13 protein-coding genes and 1 tRNA gene are annotated in these 14975 nt (G+C 53.4%); 12 read left to right on the forward strand and 2 right to left on the reverse strand.

What is annotated here, in order from left to right:
- Positions 1-39: 39 nt before the first annotated feature.
- On the reverse strand, positions 40-480 hold the full coding sequence (locus LAO76_21185; protein ID MBZ5493440.1) for an Hpt domain-containing protein: 441 nt from the start codon (positions 478-480) through the stop codon (positions 40-42).
- A gap of 300 nt (positions 481-780) precedes the next feature.
- On the opposite strand from LAO76_21185, the gene mgtA reads away from it, so the two are divergent.
- From mgtA to LAO76_21245, 12 genes are all read left to right on the forward strand, one after another.
- Complete coding sequence (gene mgtA, locus LAO76_21190) at positions 781-3291, forward strand: magnesium-translocating P-type ATPase (GenBank protein ID MBZ5493441.1); 2511 nt, start codon at positions 781-783, stop codon at positions 3289-3291.
- Between the two features lie 72 nt (positions 3292-3363).
- Positions 3364-4821 (forward strand): efflux RND transporter periplasmic adaptor subunit, encoded by a 1458-nt coding sequence (locus LAO76_21195; protein MBZ5493442.1) that lies wholly within the window; start codon positions 3364-3366, stop codon positions 4819-4821.
- A 17-nt stretch (positions 4822-4838) separates the two neighbouring features.
- Positions 4839-5570 (forward strand): ABC transporter ATP-binding protein, encoded by a 732-nt coding sequence (locus LAO76_21200; protein ID MBZ5493443.1) that lies wholly within the window; start codon positions 4839-4841, stop codon positions 5568-5570.
- Entirely contained in the window at positions 5567-6802 is a 1236-nt protein-coding gene (locus tag LAO76_21205) for an ABC transporter permease (GenBank protein MBZ5493444.1), read from the forward strand. Before LAO76_21200 ends, LAO76_21205 begins: the two co-directional genes overlap by 4 nt.
- Positions 6803-7143: 341 nt before the next feature.
- Complete coding sequence (locus LAO76_21210; GenBank protein ID MBZ5493445.1) at positions 7144-8628, forward strand: L,D-transpeptidase family protein; 1485 nt, start codon at positions 7144-7146, stop codon at positions 8626-8628.
- Positions 8629-8724: 96 nt separating this feature from the next.
- On the forward strand, positions 8725-9258 hold the full coding sequence (locus LAO76_21215; protein ID MBZ5493446.1) for a DUF882 domain-containing protein: 534 nt from the start codon (positions 8725-8727) through the stop codon (positions 9256-9258).
- Positions 9259-9374: 116 nt separating this feature from the next.
- On the forward strand, positions 9375-10367 hold the full coding sequence (locus LAO76_21220) for a zinc-dependent alcohol dehydrogenase family protein (protein MBZ5493447.1): 993 nt from the start codon (positions 9375-9377) through the stop codon (positions 10365-10367).
- 166 nt (positions 10368-10533) lie between these two features.
- Positions 10534-11037: an Hsp20 family protein gene (locus tag LAO76_21225; GenBank protein MBZ5493448.1), complete on the forward strand. Its 504-nt coding sequence runs from the start codon at positions 10534-10536 to the stop codon at positions 11035-11037.
- 24 nt (positions 11038-11061) lie between these two features.
- Positions 11062-11316 carry a hypothetical protein gene (locus LAO76_21230; protein MBZ5493449.1) on the forward strand — a complete coding sequence of 85 codons (255 nt, stop codon included), beginning with the start codon at positions 11062-11064 and terminating at the stop codon, positions 11314-11316.
- A gap of 51 nt (positions 11317-11367) precedes the next feature.
- Positions 11368-12234: a universal stress protein gene (locus tag LAO76_21235; protein ID MBZ5493450.1), complete on the forward strand. Its 867-nt coding sequence runs from the start codon at positions 11368-11370 to the stop codon at positions 12232-12234.
- A 186-nt stretch (positions 12235-12420) separates the two neighbouring features.
- On the forward strand, positions 12421-13305 hold the full coding sequence (locus LAO76_21240) for a universal stress protein (protein ID MBZ5493451.1): 885 nt from the start codon (positions 12421-12423) through the stop codon (positions 13303-13305).
- A gap of 256 nt (positions 13306-13561) precedes the next feature.
- Positions 13562-13636: transfer RNA gene (locus LAO76_21245), tRNA-Gly, on the forward strand.
- A gap of 51 nt (positions 13637-13687) precedes the next feature.
- Here LAO76_21245 and LAO76_21250 read toward each other — a convergent pair.
- Entirely contained in the window at positions 13688-14440 is a 753-nt protein-coding gene (locus tag LAO76_21250; protein ID MBZ5493452.1) for an NAD-dependent deacylase, read from the reverse strand.
- Positions 14441-14975 lie beyond the last annotated feature (535 nt).

Below are 14975 nucleotides of genomic sequence, written 5' to 3' on the forward strand. Positions count from 1 at the left end.
TTCTATTCGTGCAACCTACGTGGGCACGGCAGCAGTTCGTTAATGCTGAGCCCCGTCCCGCACCATGGCACGCAATGTTTGCTGCAATTCGGAGATTTCTTGCCGCAATTTCTGTAACAAATTGCCCGTTTCAGCCATTGCGCCGACCCGTCCGCTTTCTTCCAGCCTAAGCGCAATATTGGCCGCTCTATGTGCGGAAAATTGAAGCATTGATCCTTTAATCTTGTGGCTGGCCTTTTCCAGGTCGGAAGGCGAACCATGCTTGATTGCTTTTTCGATTTTTGCCAGCATCTCTGGAACTTCCGCGGCAAATACATCCACTAACTCACGGAGCAGGGTCACATCACCATGTAGGCGGTCCCACAATGCGTCCGGATCCAAATGCTCGCTATTCAAATGATTCAACCGTGCCACTGGTAGCAGCACATTGACAATTATCTCTCGATTTAATTTAAGGGTACCCTGTTTTTCAATAACCAAGGGCAGATTTCTCCTGAGCCGCCGACAAAACCGTTTGTTTTGCCCAGATTGAATTAAGATAATTCGCTATGATCGATACATAGCGTGGCGATTGTTTTTTTTGTGCTTTCCAAAACCGAACAGTATAAGCAGATTGACTTCAATTATTGTCAATGCTGAGCCGGCTTTGCCTTAGCGTTTCAGCGCGTTTTCTAAGAAGAAACAAATGTCGATCTCTCTAATGGCAGTACAAGAGCCTTCTAAGGCAGCTTATTACCTATAGCAAACGTCCAGAGCACTATAGAGTCTTCCGAGGAGTTCATGCCACAGGCCTTTGCTGAAAAAGTTGTCCAGCGCAACCCAGCTGACAGCATCGGGTTGACGTCCCAGGAGGCTGAGGAACGGCTCAAGCGATTCGGCGCCAATGATCCGACCCCGGCGCGCCGTCATTCCGCGCTCACAGAGCTGTTATTGCTGTTTGTAAACCCGCTCGGCATCATTCTACTGATTGCCGCAATCATTTCCGGCTTTATCGGCCAGTTGCTGGATGCCGGGATCATCGTTGCCATGGTGCTCGTCGGCGCAGGAATCAATTTTTACCAAACTTACCGGTCTAAGATCGCCATAGAAAGCTTAAGGGCACGGGTCGCGCCGACAGCTACCGTGCTGCGTGACGGTCGCTGGCAGGAAATGGACCGGAAGAAACTGGTTCCCGGCGACACGATCCGGCTTTGTGCCGGTGACCTGGTTCCTTCCGACGCACGTCTTCTAGTTTCGCGGGATCTCTATGTTCAGCAGGCGGCGCTTACAGGCGAGTCGCTGCCTGCAGAAAAAGAAGTAAGTAGCGCGGAGGAGTCGTCGACGCCCGAGGCCCGCAACATGGTTTTTCTGGGCACCTCGGTGGTGAGCGGGACAGCCACGGCGATCATCACGACCACGGGACGGCAAACAGCCTTCGGCGACATTGCGGACCGTTTGGCAGCCCGCCCGGAAGAAACGGCTTTTGACCGCGGCCTGCGACAGTTCGGCAACCTGATCATGCGCGCCGTAGTCTTCCTGGTGCTTTTCCTGCTCGTGGTGAGTGTGGTCATGCACCGTGATCCCCTGCAATCCCTGCTGTTCGCTGTGGCCCTGGCTGTGGGATTGACACCAGAATTTCTTCCCATGATCACCTCCGTCACGTTGGCCAAAGGCGCGTTGGCGATGGCGCGCAAGAACGTGATCGTGAAGCATCTTTCGGCCATTCAAAACTTCGGCAGCATCGACGTTTTATGCAGCGACAAGACCGGCACGCTTACGACCGGGGACATGGTACTGGACCGCGCAGTGGATCCATTCGGAGCACCGTCGGATCGGACATTCGAACTAGCATGGCTGAACAGCAAGCTTGAAACCGGGATTAAGAGCCCGCTCGATGTGGCAATTTGCAACCTGCCTTGCTCTTTAGCCGACGGATTCACGAAGTGCGACGAAATTCCGTTCGACTTTGAGCGGCGGCGACTGTCTGTGGTCGTGGAGCAGGCAAACGAACGGATGCTGATCACAAAGGGTTCGCCGGAAGGGATGTTCCCGCTTTTATCAAGTTACGAACGCAACGGTCAAACGTTAGCAATGAACGATGAAGTGCTGACGCAATGCCGCAAGACCTATAACGATCTCAGCAGTCACGGATTCCGCGTGTTGGCTGTGGCGTACGCCAATGTTCCGGCAAAGCAGGCTTACTCGATTAGTGACGAGCGCAGCCTCACTCTAACCGGTTACATGGCTTTTGGCGACCCTGCAAGAGTTGATGCGGCAGAATCCATTGCGGCACTGCGGCGTGATGGCGTGGAAGTGAAGATCATTACCGGCGACAGCGATCTTGTGAGCGGCAGGATCTGTGAACAGGTGGGACTCCAGCCGGGAAAGATCGTGCTGGGGGCTGAACTTGACAAGATGACAGATGCCGCGCTGGGACACATTGCGGAGCAGACCACGGTCTTTGCGCGCGTTTCCCCGGCCCAGAAGAACCGCATCATCATGGCGCTGAAGCATCGCAGTCATGTTGTCGGCTACATGGGCGACGGCATCAATGACGCGCCTTCTCTACACGCCGCCGACGTAGGAATCTCTGTTTCCACGGCAGTGGACATTGCCCGCGATGCAGCCGACATCATCTTGATGGAGCCCGGGCTGCAGGTCTTGCATGCGGGAATCCTTGAAGGCCGCCGCGCCTTTGGCAACGTGATGAAGTACCTGCTGATGGGGACCAGTTCAAACTTTGGCAACATGTTGAGCATGGCAGGAGCATCTTTGTTTCTCCCCTTCCTTCCCATGCTGCCAACGCAAATTCTGTTGAACAACTTCCTTTATGACATGGCCCAAGTCACTATTCCCACCGACAATGTTGATGCCGCTTATGTGCGAGCGCCCCAGCACTGGGACATCAAATTGATCCGTAACTTCATGCTGTTTATCGGTCCCATTAGTTCCATTTACGATTTTCTTACCTTTTATGTCTTGCTGGCTCTGCTCCATGCGCAAGAAGCGGAGTTTCACACAGGCTGGTTTGTTGAATCGTTGGCCACGCAGACATTGGTGCTGTTTGTGATCCGGACCAGTGGGAACCCTTTCCGCAGCCGCCCCAGCCGCGCGCTTACCGCCACCACACTCGGGATTGTCTTGCTGGGAATCATTCTCCCATTCCTGCCACTTGGGACAAGATTGGGGTTCACGCCCTTGCCGCCTGTTTATTTTGCTTTCCTCGCTGTAGCGACGCTGACATATCTGTTCCTGGTGGAAATCGCAAAGCGTTTTCTGCTTCACAAAACTTTGCGAAGTAGCGTGGCCTGACTGTTGCGGCTGTGACACCAGTCACAGGCCCGCACGAGTGAAACGGCTTACGCTGTTATCAGGAGTAGATGTATGCCGGTCACTGCAAAACAGCAACCCCTCCACGAATTTCCCAAGGTAATCAGTCTTCCCCAGGCCGCCAAACGCCCGCTTCTCTCGAGAATACCTCGTTTGGCCAAATGGATCATTGTGATTGCGTTGTGCGTATTGGCCGCAGTCCTGGGTTGGATTTGGTGGTCACACCTGCAGGCTCAAGTCACATTTGAGACAGCAGCTCTGGAGCGTGGATCCATCCTGGCCAATATCACTGCTACTGGAACATTAAACCCAGTTGTCAATGTGCAGGTTGGTAGCCAGGTTTCCGGAAATATCAAGGCGCTGTATGCCGATTTCAATACCAAAGTGACTAAGGATCAGCTTGTTGCTTTGATCGACCCACAGATTTTCCAGGCGCAGGTTGATCAGGCCAGCGCAGCCGCCGCTTCAGCCGGCGCGGGGATAGTCACAGCCGCGGCCCAAGTGGAAAAAGCAAAAGCCGATCTGGCCGGCGCGGTGGCGACCAAGAGCAACATGGAATCAGTATTGGCCAAAGATAAAGCCAATGCTCTGAACGCACAATTTCAATGGAAGAGAGCGGAACAGCTATCCAAAGACGGCGTGGTTTCCGATCAGGATCGCGACACCACAAAAGCGGCTTATGACGCGTCTCAGGCGCAAATCACGGCAGATCAATCACAGATAGATGCGGCTGAACAAAATATTCAGTCGGCCAAATCCCAGGTCAACGTTGCCATAGCACAATGGAAGACATCACAGGCCCAGCAACAGCAGGCCCAGGCGGCGCTGGCGCAGACAAAAATCAACCTAGAACACACCAGGATTCTTGCACCGGTTTCCGGCACCGTGATTGCGCGACACTTTGATGTCGGCCAAACGGTGGCTGCATCGTTTCAAGCGCCCGATATTTTTGACATCGCCCAGGACCTGACGCAGATGCAGGTTGATACCAATGTGGACGAATCCGATGTTGGCAACATCCGCACGGGCCAGCCAGCCAGTTTTACGGTGGACGCGTATCCAGGCACAACTTTTCGCGGCAACGTGACGGACGTCCGCAGGGCGCCGATTGTGGCGCAAAACGTGGTCACCTATGACGTTGTAATTCAGGTTGCCAACCCGGACTTGAAGCTTTTTCCCGGCATGACGGCAAACGTAAGCATTCTTACGGCAAAACAAGATGGCATGTTTAAAGTGCCGAATTCGGCTTTGCGCTTCCATCCAACGACGGACGTGTTGAAAAAGAACAACCTGCCCGCAACGAAATCCGATGCACCGCAAATTTACCTGCTTGCAGGAAATAAGCTGCAGGCGGTCCCGGTGAAACTGGGTATATCAGACGGAAGGTATACGGCCGTAACCTCTGATTCGTTAAAGGTGGGGCAAAAAGTTGTATTGAGAATGACTTCTGCGAGCGCTCCACCGGCAGCCACAAGCGCACCGGGCGGCGGACTGCGCAGACCGGGAATGTGAGGTCAAACATGCCGGCGCTGATCGATGTTCAGAATCTCTGCAAGGTTTATAACCTTGGCGAAGTGCGGGTGGATGCCCTCCATGACGTGACGCTTTCCGTTGAGCGTGGATCGTTCGTCGCTATTATGGGACCGTCCGGATCGGGCAAATCGACCTTTGTAAATTTGTTGGGATGCCTCGACCAGCCAAGTTCGGGGCGTTACTGGCTGGATGGCGTGCCAGTGGAAAGCATGGATCGTGACCAGTTGGCCGCCATTCGAAATCAAAAGATTGGTTTCATCTTCCAAACCTTCAACCTGCTCTCGCGAACCACGGCCCTGGAAAACGTAGAACTGCCTCTCCTTTATACCGAGCATGATGTTCCCGACGTAAGAGAACGGGCGCAGCAGTCTTTGGCGAGTGTCGGCCTGTCTGGTCGCGAAATGAGTCTGCCCAACCAGCTTTCCGGCGGCCAGCAACAGCGCGTGGCGATTGCACGCGCACTAGTCAACAATCCTGAGATTCTGCTTGCTGATGAGCCAACGGGGCAGCTCGATTCGCGCACAAGCAATGAGATCATGGCCATCTTTCAGGAACTGAACCGGGCGCGAGGCATTACGATCATCCTGATTACGCACTCTGAAGAAATAGCAAACTATGCGGACCGCATTGTGCGTTTCCGTGACGGAGAGATCGTAAGTGACCAAGCCGTAGTCCATCCTGTAGCGGTTCCAGAGGCGACGCCCGCAGCGGAGGAGGTTCTCTTATGAAGCGCATACTCTCCGCTGTACGAATCGCCTTCCGTGCTCTGGAGGTGAACAAGGCCCGATCTGCTCTGACCATGCTGGGGATCGTGATAGGGGTAGCGGCCGTGATTGCAACGGTTGCCGTTGGTTCCGGGGCGACCCAGCGAGTGCAGCAGCAGATTGCCAGCATAGGCAGCAATGTAATCATTATCATTCCTGGTAGCATGACCAGTTCCGGACTGCATATGGGGACCGGCAATGCAGCCACCCTCACCGAGTCAGACGTTAAAGACATTTCTGCACAATGCCCTGAGGTGGCAGCCGCAGCGCCGGCAGTGCGGGGTGCGGGACAGATCGTGTACGGAGACAATAACTGGGCAACCGTGATCCTGGGCACCACGCCTGCATACCTGACAATCCGCGATGTGGCCGTAGCTAAAGGCGCTTCTTTCACTGACCATGACGTCGATTCCGCCAACAAAGTGGCTTTGCTGGGGCAGACGGTTGTAGACAATTTGTTTAATGGAGCTGACCCGATTGGACAAACCATCCGGATCAAACAAATCCCCGTCACCGTCACCGGGGTTTTGGAACGCAAAGGACAATCACCGACGGGCCAGGATCAGGACGACATCATTCTGCTCCCCATATCGACGGCCAAAAGAAAAGTTCTTGGAATCAGGTCCGGGAATGCGGATGCCGTAAATTCCATCATGATCCAGGCGAAGGATGCCAGCCAGATTCACGCGGCGCAGGACTCGGCGTCAGCTCTCTTAAGGCAGCGCCACCACCTGCAGCCGAAAGAGGACGATGATTTTTCCATCCGCAATATGGAAGAGATTTTTGCGGCGCAGCAAACATCGTCCCGCGTGATGTCACTGATGCTCGCCGCTGTGGCTTCGGTCTCATTGATTGTCGGCGGGATTGGAATCATGAACATCATGCTGGTGTCCGTCCGGGAGAGAACTCGTGAGATCGGCTTACGCCAGGCAGTGGGAGCAAAAACTCGCGACATTCTTACGCAGTTCCTGGTAGAAGCGACAACTCTTTCACTTGCCGGCGGTGTCGTGGGGATTGTAGTGGGGATCAGTGCGTCTGCCATTATCTCTACACTAGCTAGCTGGCAAACGGTCATCGGCGTTGGCGCAGTATTCCTGGCAGTACTTTTCTCCGCGGTGGTAGGCATTGCTTTTGGGTATTATCCGGCGCGCAAAGCCGCGTACATGGACCCCATTGAAGCTTTGCGCTATGAGTAGGCAAAAAATTGCCGCCTGCTTTGTGCCGGGGAAGCGCGTTACCTCCCTGTCAGCATCAGCAAGCCTCCTGTGTGATGGCAATCACGTACTCTCAAGGCCGCCAAGATCGACAATGATCTGTGAAGCTGAGTACTCCATCTCTCCGCGCTCTGATTATTCTGTGCTGCATTGCAAGTTTTACATGGAGCTTTGCCTTTAGCCAGACACCGCAAACAATCATTCGCGCTGGCTGTGCCGCAAACTCTCAATCAGAACTCTGCTCCCTCGTCGAATCGGGCCACCTTGATATTTTGAGATGGCCTGATTTTTCTGATATTCGCGACGAAGTCCGGGATTTCTATTTGCCTTCAAATTATGTCAGGGCCTGGACAGCAGAAAATAAACTTACGCCGCAAGCTCAGGCTATCGTCCGAGTACTGCAGAGTGTTGAGTTAAAAGGGCTGCACTCAGAGGACTATGACGGGCCACTCTGGAATGATCGCGTGGCGCGCATCGCATCATCAGGCTCCAAGCCATTGGCCGCCGAACTGGACCGTTTCGATCTGGCGCTAACAGTTTCCGTGCTGCGATATGTCTCCGCTCTGCACAGGGGCCGGGTCGATCCCAGACGCTTACGGGTTGATCTGAATATCGATCACAATCGATACAAATTAGGCGAGTTCGTACGGTCAAACCTGGTAAAAGCGCCGGACGTAAATGCGGTCTTTGAACAGGTTGAATGCGCGTATGCCGGCTATCGACGAACGTTGGTGGCGTTAAAGCATTATATGGATCTTGCCCAGCAAGGCGAGGGTGAGCCGCTTCCGGCGATCACGAAAGCGATCAAGCCTGGTGGAGTCTATCCTGGGTTGAATGCACTGGCAACAAGGCTGCAACGTCTGGGAGATCTCTCACTGGCGGACTGGCATGCAAGCGGATCGACTGTTTATGAAGGTGCGGTGGTTGAAGCCATCAAGAATTTTCAGGATAGGCATGGTCTGGCTCCCAACGGAATTATCGATCAGGTAACGTACCAGAACCTGATAACCCCATTCAGCCGCCGCATCGTACAGCTTCAACTCGCTCTGGAGCGCTGGCGCTGGCTTCCGCGTAACCTGCCGGGACGGATGATTGCAGTGAATGTTCCTGAGTTCGAGCTGCGCGCTTATGACGATTACCGTGTAGCAATTGACATGCGGGTAATTGTCGGCAAAGCGTTTCCAGAACGCCGGACGCCTCTTTTTCAGGACCAGATGGAATACCTGATATTCCGTCCCTATTGGAATGTTCCAATCAGGATCACGCGCAATGAAATCATTCCTGACCTGAGGAAGAAACCCGGCTACATGGCCAAACACGCATTTGAAGTGGTGACCCGCCAGGACCAGGTAGTAAACGCGGATATTTCCGACGGTTCAGTCATAGCCAGGCTCCGCTCGGGTGACCTTGAAATCCGCCAAAGACCCGGCGCCGGCAACTCACTTGGCCTGATTAAATTTGTCTTTCCCAATGACTATGACGTTTACATGCACGGTACACCGGAACATGCCTTGTTCTCACGCGCTGATCGCGCGATGAGCCACGGATGCATTCGAGTAGAAGACCCGGCAAAGTTAGCGGCGTGGGTATTGCAGGGTAATCCGGCATGGACGAATGAAAAAATTGAGGCGGCGATGAACGCAACACAGTCTCAACGGGTGAACCTACCGAAATCAATTCCCGTCCTTATCCTCTACGCCACAGCCGCGGTCGATGAAAGCGGCGAGGTTGGATTCTTTGCCGATATATACGGGCAGGACGCAAAGCTGGAGCAGGAACTGACGAAGGGTTATCCCTATCCTTTGTAATAACTTAGAGAAAAAGTTATCAAATCAGAATCGACCAGCATCTAATCGGAACCCCCGATTCCCAATTTGCCGAGAAGGTGTTAAGGTCTATTTGTTGTGTTGTACCTAATTGCGTCACTTGTTGCCCTCCTAGTTCCAGCCCCTGCGTCAAACCCAGGGGTACGGATTGCGGCTCCCACGGGGCCTGTTTACGAACTGCGTCTTTACCATACGCATACCAATGAGCGCCTGGATATTGTGTACCGGCATGGGGATAGTTATGATCCCGTCGCGCTGGACAAGTTGGAGCACTTTTTGCGCGATCATCGCACAAATGATGTGCGTCCTTATGATCCGCGGGTTTTCGATCTACTTCACGACCTGACAAGTTCCCTGGGACGGCCGAATTCAGAAATCGACATTGTTTGTGGTTATCGAACGCCATGGAGCAATGCGTTTCTGCGCAGCCGTTCGTCAGCCGTGGCGCAGCACAGCCTGCACATGCAGGCCATGGCAATCGACATCAGGGTGCCGGGTGTCAGCACCACGCAGCTTCGTGATGCTGCATTGAAGCTGCATGAAGGCGGCGTTGGGTATTATGCGCGGGAACAGTTCGTGCACGTTGACGTTGGTCGCGTGCGTCGCTGGTAAATTGCACAAAAGGCCGCATCTGATTGACAGTTGCGGCCTGTGCTATTTCTCCAAACGGCAATTCAAGGCGTAATCTGTTTGTTCAGGACGTTGCTGAATAAACTGTGATGCGCCAGATGAAAGCCGCCGTTCTCTCTTCACCGCGTGATATCTCGAAACTCCCGCTTGAGGTGCGCGAGGTCCCGCAACCAGAGCTCAAGCCTGGCTATGTTCTCCTGCGTGTGCGCGCCTGTGGCGTTTGCCGAACGGACTTGCACATTGTGGAAGGTGAACTACCGCCACGTTGCAATGAAATCATTCCCGGGCACCAGATCGTTGGAGAAGTTGCCGATCCCGGCACGACTAGTCTTACGGCAGGCGCTCGCGTCGGCGTCTCTTGGATCAGCGGAGTGGATGGAAGTTGCTGGTACTGCCAGCATGGGATGGAAAACCTCTGCGATTCTCCTGCCTTTACTGGCTACACCCTGAATGGGGGCTACGCTGAGTATGCAATCGCACGGGCTGATTTTACGTTTCCGCTGGAAAACAAGGTTGACGACTTGCAAGCCGCACCCCTCTTGTGCGCAGGCATTATCGGGTTTCGCAGCCTTCGTGTGGCTGAAGTAAAACATGGAGAACGTGTTGGTCTATTCGGCTTTGGGGCCTCGGCCCACCTTGCGATTGCTGTCCTGCGAGCCTGGAACTGTGAAGTTTACGTCTCCACGCGTGGTACATCTCATCGGCAACTGGCAGAATCGCTCGGCGCAACGTGGGTGGGCAGTGAAATTGAAAAGCCGCCGGTGCAACTTGACCGCGCTGTCACCTTCGCGCCCAGCGGTGCCGTGGTTGTAGCCGCGTTGGCCAGCCTGCGCAAGGGCGGTGTGGTCGCCATCAATGCAATCCATCTGGATCGCATTCCCGAGTTTGACTACGATCGCCTTTTGTGGGGTGAGCGGCAACTCCGAAGTGTCACGAACATGACGCGCTCAGACGCCCGCGATTTTCTACAACTTGCAGCGGAAATCAATCTGCGCCCCAAGACAACGGTGTTTTCTCTCAATCAGGTTAACGACGCGCTGGCTGCAATTAAAAATGACTCAATTGATGGCGCAGCCGTCATTGTCCCTTAACTAACAAATATCTCTTGAAAAATCCCACCGACCTTGAGAAAACTGCGCCGCCTATACCTTAATATCTGCCATCTCTCATGCTGTTCCAAATCACTCCTTTGCGTGATCGTGATCACAGCCAATAACAATAGAGAACTCGAATAATAAATAGTCGGAGGAGTGTGAGATGAAAGAACATGTTGCGGTTAAGACGAAGAAAGACCACGTTGATCCCACGTCTCTCACGGAAGTCTGGGACGTATCCGATCGTATGACAAAGCAGATCGCAAGGCGCGCATTTCAACTGTTTGAGGAGTGCGGTTGCGCGAACGGTCATGATCTGGACCACTGGCTCATGGCAGAAGCGGAGTTGCTCGCTCCCGTTCCAATGAAAATCAAGGAGACGCAAAACGGGGTTCGCATCGTGGCGGAAGTACGCGGCTTCAATGACGATGAAGTAGCGTTCAACCTGGAAAAGAGCCAATTGACGATTCGCGGGATAAAGCAGACGGATTCCAAGAAATTCAGGCAAGGCGAATCAGAGATCAAAATGATTTATGGGAGCATCTCGTTGCCATCTGAGGTGGTGCCGCAAAAGGCACATGCGACGCTGAAGAATGGCATCCTGGAGATAATCGCCCCAAAATCTGCCACTGAAATAGCAAAAACAATAGCCGTAAGCGCGGCCTGATGGCGCAAGCCGGAAGGGGATGTCATGAACGATCGAGTTAAAGAAGTTTATCTGATGCTGGGGAACATATTGAACAACCCCAGAGCTTTTGGCTTGGCGGAAAGACCACCAAAGGCCCTGGATGAAGCCTTGACCAAAATGCAATTGAATTTGATGCATGAACTCAGAGAAGAAATGTCTGAAGGGGACTTTCTGGCGATGGAATTATCACAGGATGCAGATCGCGAGGCTTTTCCCGAAGTCACGTCCACATCTTTCACGCTGAAGACCGGCACCTAGTTTTTGCTGACTGGCTCAGCCACGGAATTGGCTGGATTGAATGGAGGTTTTATGAACAATCCGAATGCATTCTCGTCACTGAAGGAACCGCATCTGGAAACCATGCGAGTGCATTTTGATCACCTGCTGGTGGCAGTTGACCTGTCGCCATCTTCGGCAAATACCATAAAAATCGCCACGGAACTGGCCCACAGATCCGGCGCGACTCTGGTCATTGTTCATGTTCTCAATCCAGCCCTTATGCTTCCTTCTGAAACCGCAACGAATGTGAAAGAAACTCTTAATGCATGGCTGCAACCGTGCATGAAAAAGGAAACGCGCTTCGCTGTTGAGGTGGCAGAGGGAAACGTGGTTGAAGAAGTCGCCCGGCTGGCCAGGGAATTCCGGGCTGATCTACTCGTCATTGGCACTCACGCCGCAGGAGGCGCAGCAAAATTCATCTTCGGCTCAACTGGAGAAGCTCTATTCCGGGAGATGGGCATACCCGTGCTTACGGTTGGACCACACATCCAGGCGTGCGGTGAACGATTCTCTTCCATACTGCTGCCCACTGACCTCGAACCACATTCACTCCGTGCCGCGCAATATGCTGTGGCGCTGGCGGAGGAATCCAACGGTAACCTTACGCTCCTGCACATCCCGGAAAAAGGTGAAGAGGAAAATGCTTTTGGCAACAGGCAACGGATGGAGCAGCTTGTACCGGAAGACGCTACCTTGTGGTGCAAGCCTGGCTTCAAGATCGCCAGTGGCGATCCGGTGAGCACGATCCTTGAAAGCGCACGCGAAGTGAAAGCCGACTTAATTGTTCTGGGCGTCACGCATGCGCGTCCGCTGTCAGAACATGCCAGTTGGTCCATTGCGTCAAAGGTCGTGCGCCACGCTGAGTGTCCGGTACTGACAGTGCGGGATCGCTTATAGCCGAAGCCGCCAAAGCATCAGGAACCATCTGGAGTCCAACAACATCTGCTCTGCTGTGCGCGATTCCGGTGGATCAATTACGGTGTCGAAAACCTCTTTCGGCAGTGACGCGGCTGTGTCAACCATGTGACAGTCATCACAGAACACGCGAATTTCCGGGCATATAGTCAAAGCAAGGAGGTTCATATGGCTACCGTTCGTGCACCCATTGTTCCGAGTCCGGTCGCAAGCGTAAAGAACATCTTATTTGCAACGGACTTTTCTGAGGCTTCGATGAAGGCATTTCCGTACGCCGCCTCCCTTGCTAAAAAGTTTGGCGCATCCGTTTTTGCCTGCCACATCATTACTCCAACGTCGCTGGCCACCGCGGCTCCCCAATCGGCGCCTTATTTCTATGAAGCTGAGTATGAGGCCGCGACCAAAGAACTGGACAACATCCTGCATTCGCCACAACTGGAAGGAATCAAAACCAAGGCGCTACTGTCATCAGGTATCCTGGGTGATGCGTTGCAGGAGGAGATCAATCAAAATCACATTGATCTGATAGTTGCGGGCACGCATGGACGCACTGGATTACGCCGCTTCCTGCTGGGTTCGGCCGTGGAAGGGATCTGCCGTGTGGCAACGTGCCCAGTGTTGACCGTTGGCCCTGATCAGCCAAGTTCAAGAATAAAGATAGAGAACATTCTGGTGCCGACAGATCTTTCAGAGGAAAGCATGCGCGCTCTGCCGTTTGTTGTGGGCCTGGCCGGAGCTTACGGGGCCAAGGTAACCGTGCTCCATGTTTTGCCGGAGGAAACTGCCAGTAATCCTGACACGCAGAAGCTGTCAGAGCCAGTTTGCAGGAACATGGTCCATATCTTTGAACCGCGGCTGGCGCCCTTGCAGACGGAATTTGTGATCGAATCCGGGGAGACAGTGGAAACGATCTTGAAAGTTGCGCACGACAAGAATGCCGACATGATTGTGTTAGGAGTGAGGGACGCTTTCCTTCCGGGAGTTCACGTTCGAACGAGTGTTGCGTATCGAATCATGGCAGCGTCTCACTGCCCGGTGATCAGTTGCCGGTAAACTGAGATGTCAGGAAGTTCGAATGCCATAACTACGTTCTACGCAGCTCAAGACATTTAGGGACAACTCTAGTGTGGCCTCCGCCACGTGGTTCCTAGTGCGTTTTCCCAATGACTTATCATTATCGTGATTGGCGAGAATGAAATCAGGCCTATGCATCGACATCGATGCGTACCTTTTCCGGAAAGACCTTGTAAGATACAGCTCTCCAGTCGCCGCGCAAAGTGTTACAATTTCGGCAGTTATGCTATCACGAGCGGGAGTAATTCAGTGGTAGAATGCCAGCTTCCCAAGCTGGACGTCGCCGGTTCGATCCCGGTCTCCCGCTCCAGTTCTTTACCGACGAAGTTCCCGCTGAACCAATAGTCTTTAGGCCCGTTGCTTATTTCCTTTTCATCCATGACTGCAACAATTTCGGCACCAGTTCCGCGGCGGGACCGAGATGAACTTCATCGAAGTACAACAAATTGGCGGGTTCCGTGAGCCCCAGAAAAATTGTTCGTGCAGAGTGCGGCCTTTGCTTGAGCATGGTTACAAAGCTCGCCACCGGCTGCACTGATCCAGAAGTCCCAATCGCGATAAACGTATCGCACGCTTCCAGCGCGTCATAAATTCGGTCAAGGTGAAACGGTTGCTCGCCAAACCAGCAGACATTCGGGCGCACCAGCGCTCCGCAAGCGCAGTGCGGCAACTCGCCCGCCGCATAACCGTTGTAGTCAGTGAACGGTGGACGACCGCAATTGGCGGCACACCGGCTCTCAAAAAGTTTGCCATGGATGTGAAACACGTCTTCCGATCCTGCGGCTTCATGCAGGCTGTCCACGTTTTGTGTGCACAGAAACAATCTACTGTCGCTGGATTCTGCATTCCACCGGGCCAGCGCAACATGTGCGGCATTGGGTTTAGCATCGCGCGCGTGGGCGCGACGATCAGAGTAATACTCCCAAACCAGCTTTGGGTCGCGCTCCCACGCTTCAATATTCGCCAGTTCGTAATGGCTGTGGCCGCGCCAATTGGTACCTTGAAAAACCGGGATTCCGCTCTCTGCGCTGATTCCGGCTCCGGTCAGTACGAAGAGCTGAGATCCCGAGCGCAGAGGGAGCCCCCTATCGTCTTCGCTGTCTTGACGGATCATGATTTCAGAACGTTCTTTTGATCCCCCGGATTCGTGCACTTACAAACTTTATCAGCGTCGGGGATTGCAGAGAAAGGCGGTAAAATCACCATCAATGCTTCATACAAACGCCGGTGTCAACGCCACTGATTTGACAGAACAATTCAGATCGTGCCTTTTTATTGTTTCTCACCGCAAAGGGTGCAAAGGAAAAAAGGTTTTGTACTTACATTGAATCTGAAATCGTCCTGTCTCTGCGACGTTGCTGCGATAAAATTCTTTCCTTCGCGTCCTTTGCGGTGAATGCTTTAATGCTTTGAGACGCAAACGCCTGTATCGATGCCATTGCCCTGCGTCAAGTCACAAAAACAGCCGCCAGGACAACTCAATTTAGGGGCTATACAGCTGACTCCACACGAGCTGGCTTGTGCTTTCGTGCCAAGGGCATGAACCGAGATCACACCGGCTGTGAAGGTCGCGGTCATGAAAGCTGCTGTCAGGAATTTCTTCATTTGTGCTCTTTTCACGATTGCTGTTTATTGTCTGCGCAAAAAAT

Source organism: Terriglobia bacterium (assembly GCA_020072645.1).
GTDB lineage: Bacteria > Acidobacteriota > Terriglobia > Terriglobales > Acidobacteriaceae > Angelobacter.

Coding starts and splice junctions, on each gene's coding strand:
- LAO76_21250 (MBZ5493452.1), bottom strand. CDS start 14,440: ATGATCCGTCAAGACAGCGAAGACGATAGGGGGCTCCCTCTGCGCTCG.
- LAO76_21225 (MBZ5493448.1), top strand. CDS start 10,534: ATGAAAGAACATGTTGCGGTTAAGACGAAGAAAGACCACGTTGATCCC.
- mgtA (MBZ5493441.1), top strand. CDS start 781: ATGCCACAGGCCTTTGCTGAAAAAGTTGTCCAGCGCAACCCAGCTGAC.
- LAO76_21230 (MBZ5493449.1), top strand. CDS start 11,062: ATGAACGATCGAGTTAAAGAAGTTTATCTGATGCTGGGGAACATATTG.
- LAO76_21195 (MBZ5493442.1), top strand. CDS start 3,364: ATGCCGGTCACTGCAAAACAGCAACCCCTCCACGAATTTCCCAAGGTA.
- LAO76_21220 (MBZ5493447.1), top strand. CDS start 9,375: ATGAAAGCCGCCGTTCTCTCTTCACCGCGTGATATCTCGAAACTCCCG.
- LAO76_21240 (MBZ5493451.1), top strand. CDS start 12,421: ATGGCTACCGTTCGTGCACCCATTGTTCCGAGTCCGGTCGCAAGCGTA.
- LAO76_21205 (MBZ5493444.1), top strand. CDS start 5,567: ATGAAGCGCATACTCTCCGCTGTACGAATCGCCTTCCGTGCTCTGGAG.
- LAO76_21235 (MBZ5493450.1), top strand. CDS start 11,368: ATGAACAATCCGAATGCATTCTCGTCACTGAAGGAACCGCATCTGGAA.